Here is a 17620-nt window from a genome sequence, read left to right as displayed (position 1 = left end):
CTTCTAGGATTCATACTTTCAATTTGATCAGCGAGATGGCGCGGTGGCCATGCTGTGTGCCAGGGTGGCAGTGGAAAATGGGGGTGTCCTGATCATCACGAACAAGCAACGGTGCATCCAGCGATTGATCAAGTTTCACCACGTCGCCCAACCGCAATGTTTCGATCTGGCCCACCGTCAGTTCCACCTGGCCTAATTCAACCTTCACTTGCAGATGTTGCTTGCCAATGGCCTGTCGCCACGATTGATTGGGGCGGCCCAGTGAACGAATTGCTGGTGTCGGCAAACCTGTCACCAAAAGATTCAATGGCTTTCCTTGGGTATCAGCCCAACTGATCAGCAGTACATCAGCGCCAGCCCGGAAAATCTCGGTTGGAAGTGCTGTCGGCTGCTCGTGGTGTTGAGCAGCGTAGGGTTGTTCACGCACGGCTGAAAGTAACTGCTGTACGAAATCGGCCGCAGCCTGACTGACTACGAGCGGAGCCAGCCCGGACTCCAGATGACGGTCTGACAAGGAAGTCTGGCGACGGTCTGCAAACAAGACCTGATCGCAGAAGCGTTCGACATCCTCGCTTTTTACCAAGACCGATAATCCGGCCTGACCATACCAGGTCTGCCAGACACCCTGACGGTCATTGCTTGGCAAAGACTGAGGTGAACGGATTTGCAATGTGTTTGGAATCTGTGTCCCCCAGCGGCTTTCCCAGTGCTGGATACCGGTTCGAATCCGTGATTGCAATCCAGCAATATACGACTGGCTGAGCAGGAAAAATGGTCTAACGTCCACTTAGCGACGACCCTTCATGTCAAACAGTTGCTGAATCATCTCGTTGGCGGTACTTACCATTTGCGATGACGCCTGATAACCACGTTGATTGAGGATCAGGTCGCTGAATTCCTGGGACAGGTCGACATTGGATACTTCAACCGATCCACCGATGACTCGATCCTTGCCATTACCAGCAACGTGATAGCTGAGTGCGTTCTGATTCTTGACAGTAAACTGGTTGGACCCTTCCTGAACCAGTTCGCTGATATCGCTGACATGTGCCAATGCGAGCTGGAACGGTTTATCTGTTTGACCGTTGGAGTAAGACAAGACCAGTCGACCCTCGGCATCGAATGTCTGTTTGATCATTGAACCGGATGCATAGCCATCTTTCTGAGACACGGTCAATGTCGATGTCGTGCCCAAGGCGTCACCACGGACATCGGCTCCCAGCGCCAAGACGGCCGTTGTGGCTGCGGCACCAGCTGGTGTAAACGTCAAATCAATGGTGTCAGCACCTGCCATGGGCTTGGAATCTTTCATCTTGAAACTGCCGCTCGCAACGGTGGTAGCGCCTTCTGTCGCAACCACCGTCCAGGTGACCGGGTCCAATGGGCTGCTGCTGGTGCCTTTGGTAAAAGCCAGCTTCAATTGGTGTTGCTGACCGGCAGAGTCGAATACCCCTACATTTTCCATAGTGTAAGCGGTGGATGACGGGTTCAGATTACCTGACAAGGTAACCTTGGTTGAAGCCTTGGGTGGATTGGTACGTTTTCCATCCAGGCGGATTTCGTCAAGACGACCGCCTTCCGACAGTGCCATGACTTTTTCACCACCATTTCGGCTGACAAGCACGCCATCGGTGTTGAAGTCGAATTGGCCTGCCTTGGTGTAGGTCAGCTTATCTTTTTCATCCTTCAACACGAAAAAACCCTGACCATCAACCGCCAAGTCCAGTCCGTTGCCAGTGCTTCGAATATCACCGGTCTTGAAGTTCAGGTTGGTACCGAATGTCCCAACCCCATGCCCCAATCTTCCTTCACCAAGGCCTTGCTGGCTGCCTTGATAAAACAGATCGGCAAATTGAAGTTGCGAGCTCTTGAAGCCGGGTGTGTTCAGGTTGGTTACGTTGTTGCTGATGACTTTCAGCCCACGGGAATAGCTGGATAAACCCGACATCCCGATAAAAATCGTATCAATCATATTGACCTCGTTGGGGCTATCGAACAGACAGCAAATCGGCAAAGGTGATGCCGGTATAGAGCTGTCCATTAGCGTTCAATGTCATGGTGGGTTTGCCGTCAGTCAGCGCCAGGGATGCAACCGTCCCCACCACTTTGCCGGATGCCGTTTGTGCCTCGATGGTCTTGCCCAGCAACCCCACCGTCTGACTGGTGGATTGGATGCTCAGGAGTTGATCGACCTTTTCATTGACTTGACGACTGGATTCAAGTGCAGAGAATTGTGCGATTTGCGCAACGAATTCCTGATTGTCCATGGGTTTAAGCGGGTCCTGATAGGTCAGTTGCGTCAGCAGAATCTTAAGCAGATCCTGCAAACCTAAACCGGCCCCTTGCAGGTTGGCCGCCGCATTGCTAATGGAATCGATAGCCATAGTGTGTCATCCAAGCGATTGAATAGTGTGTTCGACCAAATGCTGGATTTCATCCAACGAAGGCCTGTCTGAATAAGTGGTGTTTCGGGCTATATCCGGTTGATGCCTGGATTGCGCCACTGGTTTGCCTGGCTTGCTGTCCAGTCTGATTTTCTGACCGTTCAATGTCAGTTCACTCAGCTGTAAACCTAGTTGACCCAGTTGTTCACTGATTGCGTCAATCAATGTGTTCAGCGTTTGGGTATTGATTTCGCTATCGCGGATCCAAACCTGGATTCCATCATCTGCCTGAAACAGGTGCATGTGACGTTTGGTCCATGGTTCTCCAGTCGCAGCTGGTTGTGTGGCCTTCTCAGTAGGCTGAAAGACCATGGGAGCGGGTTGATGGGCTTCCATGGTTGCCTGTGCCAAGCTAAGCCGGATACCCAATTGACCACTTTCAAGCCAGCGTTGGGGCGGATTGTTGGCGACGGGCTCCCCGGCATGTGTTGGATCCACCGCGGTACTGACAGCGGATGAATGCAAACGATTCGCTGTAGGTGAACCGAATGCGGACGTGGCGAATGATGTCGTGCCAGGATTCATCAGGGATTCCCTTACCTTAGTGTCACCGATTGGCAGGCTAGATGACGCTGAGACGAGGGCATTCCCGTCTGCAGGGGTGGTGTCACGTTGTCCGCGCTCACTCGTCTTGTGGTGATCGGTAAATTGCTTGGGCTGCTGTGTTGTATCTTGTCTATTGGTTGGTTGCCGCGCTGCACTGATGGCATCAAGTGACGCTAATTGCGCTTTTTCCAGTTGATGCAACCAGGTATTTTGCAGTTGCTGCGCATCGGGTGTTTTGCCTGTCATCAAAAGGGATGTTGGCAGTTCGTCATTGATCTGCATTTTGCTTCGACTTCCAGTCCAGTGCTTGCAACCAGGCATCATCCAATCTGGTTGACTCCTTGGTTGCCATGTCTTTGTCAAAATCGTGCAATGCACGTTCGCGAAGTGCATCGAGACCTTTCAGATGTCGATGCTGGTTGGCGTACCGTTGAAAGGCCTCGTCACGCAATTGCTGTGTAGATTGCAGTGCTTCATCTGCGGCTTGCCTATCGGCATCCAGCTTGCCGAGATACTGTAACCACAGGCCCCTGGCCGCAGGGTCCAGCACAATCGACGAGTCATGGGTGCCCCGTAATGTGTTGAGCATGGTGCCAAATGCTTGGTCAGCTTGCCGAAACGACTCTGCTTTCTGTTTTTCCTGACTGGCCAAGTCAAGCATTTCACGCTTTTGCTCGTCCAGCTCCCATGCGCAAAGCTTGCGGTAGGGATCCAGTGGGTATCGAAAGCCGCGCCGGTTTTTCAATGTGCACCTCCGGCCATGATTTGATGTAACTGCCTGATTACCATAGCGCGTGAAACGTGTTCGGTTGATCCTTGGCAGAGCAACGTATTCAGGGCAGGCAATACTTTGACCGCCGTGTCGATTTCCGGATTGCTACCTGGTCGATACGCGCCAATGTCGATCATTTCCCGATTGCGCTCGAAAACGGCCAGTTGTGCGACGGCTTGCCGGATAACGCTGACATCTTCAGGCGCGACCAGATCGGTCAGCAGACGGCTTGCACTTTGCAGAACATCAATGGCTGGAAAATGACCGGTATGTGCCAGCTTACGAGAAAGCACAACATGGCCATCCAGTGTGGCTCGTAACATGTCGGAGATGGGTTCATTGAAATCATCCCCTTCGACCAACACGGTATAAAGCGCGGTGATGGCTCCACCTGAACCGGCCGTGCCACAGCGTTCACATAGTTCCGGAAGCTCGGCAAACACGGAAGGGGTGTAACCCCGTGCGGTTGGCGGCTCACCCGCTGCCAAGCCGATTTCACGCTTTGCCATGGCGAAACGCGTGACGGAGTCCATGGTCAACAATACCTGTTTGCCCTGATCCCGGAAGTATTCGGCAATTGAAGTCGCTGCATAGGCTGCGCGTGCACGAGCGAGGGCAGGTTGGTCAGCCGTCGCGGCAATGACGACAGATCGCTTCAGGCCTGATTCACCCAGGTGGTTTTCGATGAATTCCTTGACCTCGCGACCGCGCTCGCCGATCAGGGCTATCACGTTGACATCCGCTATCACGTGACGGGCAATCATACCTAGCAGGGTGCTCTTGCCAACACCGCTGCCTGCAAAGATGCCAACCCGCTGACCTTGCCCAAGGGTGAGCAGGCCATCAATCGCTCGTACACCTGTTTCGAGCACCTTGTTGATACGTGGCCGTTGGAGCGGATTCAGCGCGGCGCTTCGTAGCGGTCTACGCTGTTGCAGCGCAGGGGCAGGAAGGCTATCAAGTGGGTTGCCAAACGCATCAATGACTCTGCCAAGCAGGGTGTTGCCGACGCCAATGTCGGGAAGCTGGCCTGTGGCATACACCTCGCATCCCACTCCTACGCCACGGGTATCACCGTAAGGCATCAGCACGACACGATCTTCGCGCAGGCCGATCACTTCCGCGCGAAGCAACGTATCGCCGTGCCGCGGGATGATTTCGCACACTTCACCAATGGCTGCATCGGGGCCCCGGGCCTCAATGCTCAAGCCAGAAAGGTTGGCAACGGTGCCGATGCGGCGATAGAGCTTGGCGGCCGCGATGGCTTCACGAAATCGTGAGATCACGACTTGTCCCCTTTGGCGCAGGCACGCAGTACCATGGCCAACTGTTCAAGCTGGTGGTCCAGCCTTGCATCCAGTTCACCCAGTGTCGTTTCGATCACGCAGCCACCTCGTGGTAGGGTGTCATCGGTAACCCATTTCATCGGCAAAGTGCTCACTGCATCCTGATCGTCATATTCCTGCAGTTTTGCCAGATCTGTACTATGGAGCCTGACCGCCAGAATGCCACGTTGATTGACGTGGGTCATGGCCTCACGGATCATGGCATTGATAGCGTCGGGTTGAAGCAGGCGATGACTTGCCAGTTTGCAGAGTGCTTCAAAGGCGATGGCGGCGGCTTCGGTCTCCAATGTCGACTGATCTTGTTTGCACTGTGCCAGCAAACGTTGGCCGAGCTGTTCCAACTGCTTGGACAGTTCGGCCTGTCCTTGGGCAACTTGGTCCGTAGCCTGTTTCAAGCCAGCAGCAAAGCCAGCTTCGTGTGCCTTGGATTTGATGGCTTCCGCTTCTGCTTGAACCGCTTTGATTGCCTCCTGTTTGGCTAAATTGACCTGTCGGTCAAATTCAGCTTTGTCTAGACGAGGTTCCGGGATTGATGCCTTGGCTGGATTGGCCGTGCCTGAAGGCATGGTACCTGTGACAGGTTTGCTGACGGTGACCTGTGCGGGTGTCCCGGCCGGTGTGGCGGGACGAGAGCCTACGACGCGTTTTTCTGTCAGAACTTGCGGTTTACGAATTATGGGAGCCATTTTCGTACCCAGCGTAACAAAGGCGGTTGATCAGTCGATGTCAATGCTGATGGAGCCACGTCAATCTGACTGGGTAGCATGGTCAATTGGCTATCCAACGCGCTCAGTAATGCCAGAATGAATCCCTCCTGCAGGGCAGGTTGGGTATGCAGCATGCTGACCAAGGCGGTTCGGCGATTTGCGTCCAAAGCAGACAGTAACGCCGGTTGCCAAGACCAAGGCCCTAGCTTCAAGACAGGCGCCAGTATCCAGTTGGGCTCTTCCCTTAGCACTGCCACAATGTCGGCTGCTGGCGCATTGTCCAGTTGATGCCTGATGCACATGGCCGCATTGGACATTGCTGGCTGGTCTGCCGGACAGCTTGCCTGACTCTGTATGACGGCTGAAGCCAGCTCTGCATTGGCTGGTATCCCCAGCGATTGCAACTCATCAAGATGAAATTCAAGTTGCTGACGCTCGGTATCGTCAAGCTGTGCCAGAATCCACCGGCGATCTGCTGCACCAAGCGCGTGCAAGCTTAGCGCTGCTTTCCTTGCGCTCACAATGATGCCCCTTGGCTGGATTGGTCCCCATCATCTTTCATCCAGCTTCGAATGCGCTTCAGGGCCGCTTCCCGTTCATCTGCAGTCAGGTTGGACTGGGCATCGGCGGGACGTTTTTGCCCAAATAACTTGACCAGGATGAACAGCATGACCACGCCACCCAGCAATCCTGCTGCAATCCACTGCCATGGGCTGAGAAGCGGCGATTTTTTAGTGGGTGCTGGCGCCCTGTCTTCGACGGTGTCAGGCATCTGTGCGAGCAGCGACTTCTCGGCTTGGCCGACCTGATGACCTGGTAACACTGCCAACTGGCTGGCTGTATAGACCGCCACAGTGTCACCGCGATCGATATTCAGGCCGACTGCGTTGGAAACGACGTCCTGTAGCCTTTCTAGTTGTGATTCCCCCGGAGTCTGACGCAACACGACGGCAACGCTGATACGTTCCACCGCACCTGGCGCGCGTTCGGTCTGTTCAACTCGGCGGCCAACCTGGTATTCGGTCTCTCGTTGATCTGCCCCATCACTCATCGGTGAGGCGAGGTCACCATCAGCAGCCTTGTTGCTACGACGGGTTTGGCGTTCGCGAACAATCAGACCTTGCCGGGATTCCGTTTGCCCTGCAGCGGGCAATACGTCCTCGGTTGTCTGTTTCACATGCTTGTCGGTAAACATGACATCGACGCTGGCGATGGCTTGTCCCTGTCCAAAGGTACGTTCCAGTACGCTGTCCAACTTCCGGGTTAGATAGTCTTCCAGACTCTTCTTTTGATCGACCAGATCCTGTGACAGGTTTTCATTGCTGTCCGGGCGCTTGGCCTTGGTCAATGCAACACCATGTTGATCAATTATCGTCACATCTTCAGGGCGAATCTCATTCACAGAAGACGATACCAAACGCTGGATGCCACGTACTTGCTCCGGCTCCAGTTGACGGCCAGGCTTGACGGTGACCGTTACGGACGCCTTGGGCACGGACCCGTTCTTCTTGAACAGCCCTTGCTCAGGCAAAGCCAAATGCACGCGCGCCGCCTGGATTTCTTCAATGGCGAGAATGGTACGGGTGATTTCACCTTGCAAAGCGCGCTGATAATTGACTTTCTGGGCAAACTCGGTCATGCCGAAATCATTGTTGTTGAACAACTCGAAACCGACCGAGCCGTGTAGGGGAATATCCTTGCCCATCAATTGCAGACGGGTTTTATGAACTGTCTCTGCAGCCACCAGGATGGTTTCACCCCCTTGTTCAAGCTGATAGGGGACCTTCATCCGGTCAAGTTCGGCCACCATGGCGGCGCCATCCTGCGGGGACAGGCCGGAAAACAGCACACGGTAATCCGATCGAAACGCCCAATAGGCAATACCCGCTGTGATCGCAAGTATGGCCACCAGGCCGATGACTAATCCGACGCGACCTTTTTGCTCAAGGCTTTGCCAAAACTGTTGAATCGTGCTCACTGACATGTCCTCACATCTGCATCCGCATTACGTCTTGATAGGCTTCCAACATGCGGTTGCGTACCTGGACAAACAGTTGAACGGACAGCTTGGCTTCTTCAAGTTGCAGCATGACATGGTGAAGATTGCTGGCATCACCCATGGCCAGCTTCTGCAACCCCTGATCGGCTACGGCAATTTGCTGGCTGACTTGTTGGACTTGTCCATCAAACCAGGCCGCAAAATTTTGTGGTTGGGGAGCTGCAATGGCTACAAGTGTCCCAACTGATGTGGCTGGCTCGATCTGTACCGGGTTGATGGGCGGAATAAAGGCGGTGCTCATGATGTCGCTCCAATATCCAATGCGCGCTGTGCCATGACCTTGGCGGCATTCATGGCGACCACATTGGCTTCATACGCACGTAGTGCGCTCATCATATTGATCATTTCGCTGAGATGATTGACACCAGGCAACGAGACGTTGCCATTGTTATCGGCGTCGGGATGGCCAGGATCATGGACAACACGAGGTGCCACATCCATTGTTTCAACCTTTGCCATTGGCAGGGTCACGTTGGCACTGGTCATCATGTCGCCAAATTGCTGACCAAAACTGACGGTTCGTGTGCTCGCGATGACGCGTGATGGTTGAAATATTTTCCCATCCGGTCCGACGGTTGTGTGCATATTGGCCAGATTGAGCGCGGTTACATCCAATCTGGTTTTCTCCAGATTCATTCCGGCAGCACTGATTGCAAACGCATTACGATAATCCATGCTTATCGTTTCCCTTCATTAATGACGGTGCTCACAATCGAGAGGTGCTTGGACAGGCCTTTGAGCAATGCCTGATAATGAAGCGTGTTCTTGGCCAACTCTGCCGTTTGTATATCAAGTGACGCTTGGCCACCTGTCAAAGTCGGGTCGTTGATCATTTTGGGTGAAACGCCGAACAGATTACGACTGTCGACTGTTTGACCTGCCTGGAGTGCTTCTCTGGCTGCGGTGAGCTGGTCTTCGAAGCTGACACGGACAGGGCGATAGTTCGGATTGGTTGCATTGGCAATATTCATGCTGATTGCCTGGTGCCGCATGCTTGCAGCATCCAGTGCCATCGACACCAGATTGACCGTGATTGGATGGGTTTTTTCGATCATAGGGTTTTCCGCTGGAAATTATTGCACGACCAATTCGGCATGCAGTGCACCTGCGGCCTTGATCGCTCGTAAAATGGAAATGATGTCTCGCGTGTTGGTTTTGATGCGGGTCAGTGCTTGAACCAAATCCGCGACCGTGTTGTTGGTTGCGCCAATAAAGCCGGTTTCGCCTTTTTCGCTGACATCAACACGTGAATTGGCGATGACTTCTGTTCGGACATCAGCACCTGTCTGACGAACAAAGATCGGTTGTGATACGGTGTTGTCCGTCACGATCGAAATCTTCAACTCACCGTGCGTGATGGCTACTTTGGCGATGCGTACATCGCCTCCCGCTACGACAGTTCCTGTGCGTTCATTGATGACGACCTTGGCACGGCTGTCCGGCTCTACTGTCAGCTTTTCCAGTTTGGTGACAAAGTCAACGACGCGGGCACGATGTTCTGGCGGAACCTGGATTTCAATGGCTGATGCGTCACGTGGCTGTGCGGCATTTCTGCCCAATGCGCCATTGATGGCGGTAGCAATACGCGAGGCAGTCGTAAAGTCCGGCTCGGACAACTGGAATGTCATTTTATGGTTTTCGTCTAGCAATCGACTGGCAACCCCTACTTCGACAGTTGCGCCACCAGGGACTGAGCCAACCGTTGGATGGTTCTTTTGCATCACATTACCGTTCAGGTCGTATTTGTAGCCGCCGACCGAAACTGGGCCCTGTGCCAATGCATATACCTTGCCATTTGCCCCTTTCATTGGGGTAACCAGCAGACTGCCACCAACCAGACTGCGTGCATCGCCCAGCGATGTCACTGTGATATCCAAGGTATCACCCGGCCGCGCAAACGGCGTGAGACTGGCGCTCACCATCACCACAGCGGCATTACGGCTGGTGATTTCGTCTGGGGTCAGATTGACACCAAACTGAGACAGCACGTTTGCAATCGATTGGCGAGTAGCTTTGTTGCTGGTGGAGTCCCCGGTACCTGCGAGACCCGTTACCAGTCCATACCCTGCCAGACTGTTTTCACGCCAGCCCGTCAGGCGACCCAGATCCTTGATTCTGACCCCGTCTGTATTCGCGCTGGCGATATCAACTGCAAGTAACAATATGAAAAGGCTGCTTAAAAACTTGTACATGATTACCATCCAATTAATGCAAGCAGTCGACTCCACCAGCTGGGGCGCTGTCTGCTGGCCAATTCACCTTCGCCAGCATAACGAATGTTGGCCTCACCCAGTCGGGTTGATGGAATTGTATTGTTGTCTTCAATGTCACGGGGTCTGACAACGCCGGTCAATTGAATCTCTTGTTTTTCGTCATTGATATCGAGCAATTGCTTGCCGGAAACAACCAAATCACCGTTACGACGAATTTCCTGAACGGTGACTGTAATTTGGGCAAGCAGACGTCCCGAGCGCTGGGTCCGTCCTTTTGAATCAAATCCGTTGTCGGTTTGCAAGCCAACGCCATGCTTCAATGTGCCGTCCACATCAGCTCGCAATCCGACATCATTCTTGCGCTGGGAACCAAAGTCCGTAGAACTGCTGGCGGTGGCATTCTCGGTGATCTGTACTGTCAGTAAATCACCCACCCGGTGGGCTCTTGAGTCGGCAACCAATGACTGGAATGTCTTTTCGTTATATAAGCTCTCGGCATGGGTGCCACCGCTCAGTGTCAGCCACAACCCAATCGCGGCAATGCGTGTCATCAATACTAATTTTTCCATTGTGTTCCAATCGCAGTCAGCATCCCCGGTCGAACAATTTTGGCTGCAACGGGTGCAGTACCATGGATGGGTTTGACTTGAATGATTTGACCTACCTGGCCATCGGCAAGTGCAATGGCACCTGACTCAAGCATGACATTGCCCGCGTGAATACTCAGCGTCACGTTGCTGCCTTGTGAGACGGCGGGCGGAATATAACGATGACTTTCCCGAAGTACCTGCCCGGCAGCCAGTGGCTGTTTGAGCTGAATCGTATCGTTGCACGAGGTCACCATATCGGGCATGGTGGTCGCATCAACAGTCTGTTGTTGAAACTGACTGCACGACACAGACACATTCGACGACAGTTCCTGCTTGCTGACCCATCCTGTACGCGGGATCGAAATGTCAAAGCTAAGGTTGATGGTTCGCGCATATTGGTCATCCACGAAGATATCGAAGGAGGTGACCATCTTGCTATGCAACCCCACGCCAGCAACTCGGGCTTTTTTTATTGTGATTTCTCCGCTGGGGATCAGAATCGCCTCATTGCTTCCGACATAACTGATTGCGGGCTGATCGTTAGGAAATTGTTGGGTCAACAACAGTTTTCCCTGCTCGATTAAATCATGCATAGCCAAAGACTGTGTTGCCGGGGTAATGATGGTGTCTGCAATACCTTGCCAGGTAAGTTGCGAAAAAATGCGGCGATCATATTGGCGGATCAGTTTATTGATATCCTGTTGACCAATTTTCAATTTGAATCCAGGCCGCGGGAGTGATGCGACCTGTATATCACGCAATTTGACGCAATCTGATTCAATGTTGCAATTGAGTGATGCGATGTCGCCAAGCAGGATCGTACGTTTTTTGAGTTGTACGGATTCCTTCAATTGAATGCTGACAGCAGCCTGTACCATCGAGGGTAGCAGGCTAAAGGTCACGGCAAAACACCACACAAATTGGAACATCATACTCAATCAGCGACGCAGATTATTGGTCATGCCCATCAATTCATCGGATGCCTGAACGAGCTTGCTGCCCATTTCATAGGCACGTTGGGCCAACATCAAACTGACCATTTCCGAAATCATGTCGATATTGGCGTTTTCCAGTGCGCCTTGGCTTAGTGTGCCTAGCCCCAGCGTACCTGGCTGACCTGAGATTGCTTCACCAGATTTCTCATTTGCTTGATAGATGCCACCACCCAGCGCTTTGAGCGCACCGGACCGGTTGAAATTGACCAGCTCAAGACGTCCTAACTCCACTGATGGCCGATTGTCCTTGAATGCTGCTTCAATACGGCCGTCGGCCAGAATACGAAGGGCTTCGACGTCTTCTGGCAACTGGATCATTGGCTGCAGTGGGTAACCTGCCTGTGTCGTCAACACGCGATTTGAATCGAGCTTCAGGCTGCCACCTCTGCTGTACGCGGTGGTGCCATCAGGTAACTGAACGGGAATGAAGCCGGTCCCCTGAATCGATAAATCAAATGGGTCATTGGTGCTTTTCAGTGTGCCGGGAGAAAAATCCATTTCAATCCCTGCAACACTGACACCGTGGTGAGTATTGACCGGCACATTGGAAATCTGTTGAGTTTGGTCCAGGCCTTGTGCAATGACTTCCTGAAAATTGACCCTGGATTTCTTGAAACCAGGGGTATTCATGTTCGATAAATTATTGGCTATGGCATCAATTTGTGTTTGTTGTGCACCCATGCCATTGGCGCCAATATATAAAGCTTCAATCATGATCAATATTCCGACGTGGTTTCTTAGAATTCACCTAGTTTTTGAATGCTTTTTCCAACCGCCTCATCATAAGCCTGAACCAAGCGTTGGCTAGCTTCGAAATGGCGCATGGTCTCCATTAATGACACCATCTCCCGCATTGGTACGACATTGGCTGCTTCAAGTGATCCGGAAAGAATTGTAACGTTTTTATCGTCCACAGGTTCTGCTGTCTTAATTGGTACCAGCAGATTATTCCCTAGTGACTTCATTTGGATGTCTGAATCAAATTTGACAAGGCGTAACGTATCAATCGGTCTACCGTCAACTTTGATTAAACCATGCTGGTCGATCTCGATTGCCCCGGATCCGACGGTGATTTCTCCTTGCTGACCAAGCACTGGGTAGCCGGAGGTTGTGGCAAGCCGACCTTGGCTATCGATTTGGAAATCACCTTGGCGTGTGTAGGCAGGGTCAGTTGGTCCTTGAACTACAAAAAAAGCGCTACCTTGAATAGCGAGATCCAGCGCGCGATGGGTTTGCTTGATGGCACCGATGCTCAAATCAACTGTGGGTCCACTCCCTTGAATGCGAGTAGTGCCCTCTGGCGGGTTCATGTGTTCAAGAAACGGTCGGGTAACATTAACCTGACGACGATATCCTGGCGTCGTTGCGTTTGACATGTTGTGGGATAAAGCCTCGACACGCTGAAGATCAGTATGCATGGCTTGGACTGTCAGGGTCAGTGCATCATTCATGGGGTGATTTGCCTGTTGTTCATGCAGTGGGTTATTGCATTGATACGGCACCGAATGCCCGTAATTCAATGGTGTTGGGAATCTCTGCAAGCGATAAAACACGTAGATGCGGCATCATGCGCTCAGAAAGTGAACGGATATGTCGTCGTAGTTCCGGCGAGCATAACAGTACCGGTAGTAGGTTACTTTTCATCATGCGTTCCACCTGCTGGGCAAGTTGACGCATCACACGTTCTGCTAACTGAGGGTCAATGACCATCGCACCGCCGTTCTCGATGGACTGAACGCCTTGTGCAAATTGATGCTCGATCGCTGGATCCAGGGTCAGTACCTGCAACACATTCTGGTTGCTGACCAAGCTCTGACAAATCATCGGGCCAAGCCGTTGACGTGTTTGCTCGGTGAGGTAGCCTGGGTCCTTGCTCAACCTGGCGCTGTCTGTCAGTGTTTCAAGAATGGCTTGCAAGTGTCGAATCGAAACTTTTTCGCGTAGCAGATTCTGCAATACCTTCTGTATTTCACCTACGGAGAGAAGGGTGGGGACCAATTCTTCCACCAAACCTTGTTGCTGCTGACGCACGCGAGCCAGTAAACGTTCGGTTTCGGCGCGCGTCAGCAATGATGACGATTGTTGACGCAATACTTCGCACAGATGCGTGATGAAGACGGTTGCCCCATCTACCAACGTATACTTTCCTTGGCGGGCGGCTTCTTTTTCTTCATTTTCAATCCAGATGGCAGGTAAGCCATAACTGGGGTCTTTGGTTTCAATGCCTTTCAGCTTTTTGGGGTTGCCTGCCGCATGGATGGCCAAGGTGTAGCCTGGCATGATTTCCCCGCGGGCAACAGTAACGCCGAATATGGCGATCTCATAATGATTTGGACCCAGTCGATCTGCCTCGCGAAGCTTGACCTTGGGCAAAACCAAGCCGGATTCAACGGCGTATTGCTTACGAAAGGTGGCAATTCGTTCCATCAGGATCGCTTGCTCTCCACCAAGCTGTGGTGCCAGGTTATTGGAGATGAAGATTTCGATCGGTTCGATTGTCAGCTCACCATAGGCATCACTTTCACCATCAACACTGGGCTCGTCGTCGAGGATACCTTCATCTTTTGCTTGATTGGACCCGCTGATCTTCTTGACCAGCCATGCCGTAGCCAAAAAGAAAATCACCAGTATTGCTGCAGGTAATGCGGGAATGCCTGGCAGGAAGAGCAGACCCAGTAGTGCGCAAGACACCAAGAGTAACGTTTTGGGAAATGACGTAAGCTGACGTAGGACTTCCTTGCTTAACTGACCATCTGATGCGGAGCGCGTAACGATGATGCCGGTACCGACCGAGATCACCAGTGCGGGCACCTGTGTCACAATGCCGTCACCGATGGTTAGCAGCGTGAAGGTCTGTAAAGCTTGGCCCCATGGCATACCCATTTGCATCACACCAATGACCAGGCCGCCAATGATGTTGATCAGCATGATGATGATGCCGGCAATCGCATCACCTTTTACAAATTTACTGGCACCATCCATGGCGCCGTAGAAGCCTGCTTCCTTCTCCAGGTTTTTACGCCGGCGTTTGGCTTCTTCTTGATCGATGAAGCCCATGTTCAGGTCAGCATCGATACTCATCTGTTGGCCAGGCATGCTATCCAGAGTGAAGCGAGCCGCTACTTCGGATACACGTTGTGCGCCGTTGGTAACTACGATGTATTGCACAACAATCAAGATCAGGAAAACAATCAACCCGATTGCATAGTTGCCACCGACCACATAGCTGCCAATCGCGCCAATTACCTTGCCCGCATCGCCATGACTCAGGATAAGGCGTGTTGCAGCGACATTCAGTGACAGGCGGAATAGTGTTGCCACCAGCAAAAGCGATGGAAAGGTGGAAAATTCTACGGGTTTGGCCATGTAGAAAGTCAGCAGCAGGATAAGTAGTGCGAAGCTGAAATTTGACAGGATCAGGAAATCCAGTAGCCCTGGCGGGATCGGAGTAAACAACACCATCAGAATGCCGAGCACTAATAAAACCAGTGCTATATCAGCATGCTTTCCCAAAATGCGGCGCAACGAGTTCATCATCATTGTGCCCCTGCGTGTTGTTGTTTGGCCGTTCTTGCGGCGTAGATCCAGATCAAGATTTTTGCAACCTGTGGATAGAGGGATTCAGGGATGTAATGGTCAGCTTCCACTTGGCGAAACAATGCGCGCGCAAGCGGCGGGTTCTGTACGATGACTACCTGGTGTCTTGTAGCCAGTTCACGCATTTTTGCGGCAAGATCGCCAGCACCTTTGGCGATGACCATTGGGGCAGGCATGCTGCCATGGCTATATTTGACTGCTACTGCGTAATGTGTCGGATTGGTAATTAGCACATCTGCTTCAGGTATGTTGGATAGACCTTTGGTGCGTTTGAGCAATTCAAGGCGTATTTCCCGAAGGCGAGAACGAATCCTTGGATCCCCTTCACGCTGTTTATATTCTTCCTTGATTTCACGCTTGCTCATTCGCATTTGTCGTGCGAATTCCCATCTTACATAGGCCAAATCCAGAATGGCCAATACAAGCATTGTCAGCATCAACTTGAACAGCAGGGAGCCGGCCTCATCCAGCAAAAGCTTGGCGTGCAATCTACTGTCAATATTGGCCAGCATGACGAGTTTTTCGCTTATTTCCAGCAAGCTGAGAGTAAGCACAACACCCACTACTGTGAGTTTGAAAATGCTCTTTCCTCCTTCATAAAGCACTTTCAGTGAAAATAGCTTTTTGAAACCCGCTGCAGGGTTAAGTCGATTGAAGTCTGGTGAAATGGGTTTGAAACTGAAAACCGGGCCTGTTTGCATGAAATTTGATAAGACTGCTGCAACTACAACCATCATGACAAAGGGTAGAAGTGGTAATGAAATTGCAGTTGCAAGGCCCCAGAACCAATAGAGTACAGACTCAGGTGACCAGTCGATTGCGCCAATACTGAGCAAAACAGTTTGTTCTACTTTGGCGAGTGCGGTAACAGTCTTCCAGCCAGATGAATAGGTAAATAGCGTGATGGCCGCTAGTATCCCGATGTACACTAAATCAGGACTCTTGGCGACCATGCCCTTTTTTCGGGCTTGTTCAAGTTTGTAGGGGGTCGCAGTTTCATTACGATCAAGTTCTTGTTCAGCCATTTTTGCTATGCCAGCAGCGCATCCCAGTAAGTAAAGATGCTATTGAATATCTGGGATATCGCTGGTGCCAGATAGCGAATGGTCAACGAGAGCATGGCTAAGCCAGCAATGATCTTGATCGGCATACTGATGACGAAGATGTTGAGCTGTGGAATATTGCGTGATAACACGGCCAGTCCCAGCTCGACCAGCAGTAGGCAAAATGCAACAGGTGCAGCAAGCGCAAGCCCTTGGCTGAACATGACACCAATTTGCTTGATCAGCAAAGCGGGGCTGATGGGCAGTACGGATTGGCCGAGCGGGGCGTGCTCCAATGATGCTGCAAAGCCTCGAATCAGTGTGTGATGAAGATTGCTGACAAAGAACGCCAAAATCGCAAATAAATCGAATAGCGATGCCAGTGCAGGTGATTGGCGCTTGGTAATGGGATCAATCAGGCTGCCAACGGAAAAACCAATCTGAATATCCAGTAAACGACCAGCAATGGTAAAAGCAGCAAAGGCAGTAAAAATACCAAATGCCATCAATCCTCCTAATGCAAGCTCTGTTGCACAAAGCAGGATTAACGAAACAATATCAGTCAGCGGAGGAATTGAGTAATCCTGACTTATGTTTGCCAGGCAGGCGGATAAGCCGATGACAATGAAAAGCCGAATTCGGAGCGGAATTGAAAATCCGTTGAGCACGGGGGTTAACAGCAAAAGACCTGTTAACCTCATCATGCAAAGCAATGCCAGCGTGGCCCAGCGGGGATCAAATAAAAAGTGCATCTGTTGGAGGTTTGCGTTTTAAAGGTGTTGTGGAATGTTGACAATCAACTGGGTTGCAAACGACAACAGTGTTCGAAGCATCCATGGTCCAAATATGACAAGTGCAATTGCGGCGGCGAGTAATTTAGGTACAAAGCTCAGCGACATGTCTTGAATTTGGGTAACAACCTGGATGATGCTAATAAGAAGCCCTGCCAGCATTGCAATAAGCAGCACTGGTGCTGTTAGGGCAAGGCTGGTCCAAATCAGGTTGGACATCATTTGATGAGCTTGATCAAGCTGCATTTATATGCTTTTTCGAAAGTAACGTGATTTTAATATAGAATGTGATTTTACTGCATTGGTATGCATAAATAAAGTTTGTATGGTGCATTGGTATGTCAGAAAGCAGATTTATTGCTTGGAGTGCAGCTGGCGTGGGGCAGTAATATTGTTTATCGGGTAATGCAGCCTGAATGACATGGTTGTGACGATCGGTGGAAAGGTAAGGTCAGTGGAAGATTTATTGAGTGCAGATGAATTGATGCATCTGGCGATCGAGGCGAGTGGCCGGGAG

The 17620-nt window shown here is 51.7% G+C and carries 21 protein-coding genes; all 21 read right to left on the bottom strand.

Annotated features, from left to right (window positions below; genetic code table 11):
- Nucleotides 1–10: 10 nt before the first annotated feature.
- The 21 genes from FFS57_RS21275 to FFS57_RS21175 are packed head-to-tail and all read right to left on the bottom strand — an operon-like array spanning nucleotide 11 to nucleotide 17349.
- On the bottom strand, nucleotides 11–787 hold the full coding sequence (locus FFS57_RS21275) for a FliM/FliN family flagellar motor switch protein (RefSeq protein WP_137939842.1): 777 nt from the start codon (nucleotides 785–787) through the stop codon (nucleotides 11–13).
- Nucleotides 788–1972, bottom strand: a complete 1185-nt coding sequence (locus FFS57_RS21270) for a flagellar hook-basal body complex protein (RefSeq protein ID WP_171014122.1) — start codon at nucleotides 1970–1972, stop codon at nucleotides 788–790. It lies immediately after the preceding gene.
- Between the two features lie 16 nt (nucleotides 1973–1988).
- The gene (locus tag FFS57_RS21265; RefSeq protein WP_137939840.1) at nucleotides 1989–2384 is read right to left on the bottom strand and encodes a flagellar hook capping FlgD N-terminal domain-containing protein; all 396 of its coding nucleotides are present in this window, start codon (nucleotides 2382–2384) and stop codon (nucleotides 1989–1991) included.
- A gap of 6 nt (nucleotides 2385–2390) precedes the next feature.
- Entirely contained in the window at nucleotides 2391–3272 is an 882-nt protein-coding gene (locus FFS57_RS21260; protein WP_137939839.1) for a hypothetical protein, read from the bottom strand.
- Entirely contained in the window at nucleotides 3259–3735 is a 477-nt protein-coding gene (locus tag FFS57_RS21255; protein WP_137939838.1) for a hypothetical protein, read from the bottom strand. Before FFS57_RS21255 ends, FFS57_RS21260 begins: the two co-directional genes overlap by 14 nt.
- Nucleotides 3732–5048 (bottom strand): FliI/YscN family ATPase, encoded by a 1317-nt coding sequence (locus tag FFS57_RS21250; protein WP_137939837.1) that lies wholly within the window; start codon nucleotides 5046–5048, stop codon nucleotides 3732–3734. Before FFS57_RS21250 ends, FFS57_RS21255 begins: the two co-directional genes overlap by 4 nt.
- A complete protein-coding gene (locus FFS57_RS21245) occupies nucleotides 5045–5794 on the bottom strand; it encodes a FliH/SctL family protein (protein ID WP_137939836.1) in 750 nt (249 codons plus the stop codon). The genes FFS57_RS21250 and FFS57_RS21245 overlap by 4 nt, the downstream gene beginning before the upstream one ends.
- A complete protein-coding gene (locus FFS57_RS21240; protein ID WP_137939835.1) occupies nucleotides 5782–6336 on the bottom strand; it encodes a hypothetical protein in 555 nt (184 codons plus the stop codon). Before FFS57_RS21240 ends, FFS57_RS21245 begins: the two co-directional genes overlap by 13 nt.
- Nucleotides 6333–7793, bottom strand: a complete 1461-nt coding sequence (gene fliF / locus FFS57_RS21235; RefSeq protein WP_249384104.1) for a flagellar basal-body MS-ring/collar protein FliF — start codon at nucleotides 7791–7793, stop codon at nucleotides 6333–6335. The genes FFS57_RS21240 and fliF overlap by 4 nt, the downstream gene beginning before the upstream one ends.
- Nucleotides 7794–7803: 10 nt before the next feature.
- A complete protein-coding gene (gene fliE, locus FFS57_RS21230) occupies nucleotides 7804–8115 on the bottom strand; it encodes a flagellar hook-basal body complex protein FliE (RefSeq protein WP_137939833.1) in 312 nt (103 codons plus the stop codon).
- Nucleotides 8112–8549, bottom strand: coding sequence for a flagellar basal body rod protein FlgC (gene flgC, locus FFS57_RS21225; RefSeq protein WP_137939832.1), 438 nt, complete (start codon nucleotides 8547–8549; stop codon nucleotides 8112–8114). Before flgC ends, fliE begins: the two co-directional genes overlap by 4 nt.
- A 2-nt stretch (nucleotides 8550–8551) precedes the next feature.
- Complete coding sequence (locus FFS57_RS21220; RefSeq protein WP_137939831.1) at nucleotides 8552–8929, bottom strand: flagellar basal body rod protein FlgB; 378 nt, start codon at nucleotides 8927–8929, stop codon at nucleotides 8552–8554.
- Between the two features lie 18 nt (nucleotides 8930–8947).
- A complete protein-coding gene (locus tag FFS57_RS21215) occupies nucleotides 8948–10066 on the bottom strand; it encodes a flagellar basal body P-ring protein FlgI (RefSeq protein WP_137939830.1) in 1119 nt (372 codons plus the stop codon).
- Between the two features lie 2 nt (nucleotides 10067–10068).
- On the bottom strand, nucleotides 10069–10656 hold the full coding sequence (locus tag FFS57_RS21210; RefSeq protein WP_249384103.1) for a flagellar basal body L-ring protein FlgH: 588 nt from the start codon (nucleotides 10654–10656) through the stop codon (nucleotides 10069–10071).
- Nucleotides 10644–11579 (bottom strand): flagellar basal body P-ring formation chaperone FlgA, encoded by a 936-nt coding sequence (gene flgA / locus FFS57_RS21205; RefSeq protein WP_171014121.1) that lies wholly within the window; start codon nucleotides 11577–11579, stop codon nucleotides 10644–10646. Before flgA ends, FFS57_RS21210 begins: the two co-directional genes overlap by 13 nt.
- Before the next feature lie 36 nt (nucleotides 11580–11615).
- Nucleotides 11616–12386: a flagellar hook-basal body protein gene (locus FFS57_RS21200; protein ID WP_137939828.1), complete on the bottom strand. Its 771-nt coding sequence runs from the start codon at nucleotides 12384–12386 to the stop codon at nucleotides 11616–11618.
- Between the two features lie 23 nt (nucleotides 12387–12409).
- Nucleotides 12410–13123 (bottom strand): flagellar hook-basal body protein, encoded by a 714-nt coding sequence (locus FFS57_RS21195; protein ID WP_137939827.1) that lies wholly within the window; start codon nucleotides 13121–13123, stop codon nucleotides 12410–12412.
- Nucleotides 13124–13154: 31 nt separating this feature from the next.
- On the bottom strand, nucleotides 13155–15206 hold the full coding sequence (gene flhA / locus FFS57_RS21190; protein ID WP_137939858.1) for a flagellar biosynthesis protein FlhA: 2052 nt from the start codon (nucleotides 15204–15206) through the stop codon (nucleotides 13155–13157).
- A gap of 2 nt (nucleotides 15207–15208) precedes the next feature.
- On the bottom strand, nucleotides 15209–16294 hold the full coding sequence (gene flhB / locus FFS57_RS21185; RefSeq protein ID WP_137939826.1) for a flagellar biosynthesis protein FlhB: 1086 nt from the start codon (nucleotides 16292–16294) through the stop codon (nucleotides 15209–15211).
- A gap of 5 nt (nucleotides 16295–16299) precedes the next feature.
- On the bottom strand, nucleotides 16300–17064 hold the full coding sequence (gene fliR / locus FFS57_RS21180; RefSeq protein ID WP_137939825.1) for a flagellar biosynthetic protein FliR: 765 nt from the start codon (nucleotides 17062–17064) through the stop codon (nucleotides 16300–16302).
- A gap of 18 nt (nucleotides 17065–17082) precedes the next feature.
- A complete protein-coding gene (locus FFS57_RS21175; protein WP_137939824.1) occupies nucleotides 17083–17349 on the bottom strand; it encodes a flagellar biosynthetic protein FliQ in 267 nt (88 codons plus the stop codon).
- Nucleotides 17350–17620: the final 271 nt, after the last annotated feature.

Origin of the sequence: Chitinivorax sp. B (assembly GCF_005503445.1) — a bacterium.
Lineage (GTDB): Bacteria > Pseudomonadota > Gammaproteobacteria > Burkholderiales > SCOH01 > Chitinivorax.
The sequence above is the reverse complement of the archived record's forward strand: the minus strand, read 5'-3'. Positions and strand labels throughout refer to the sequence as shown.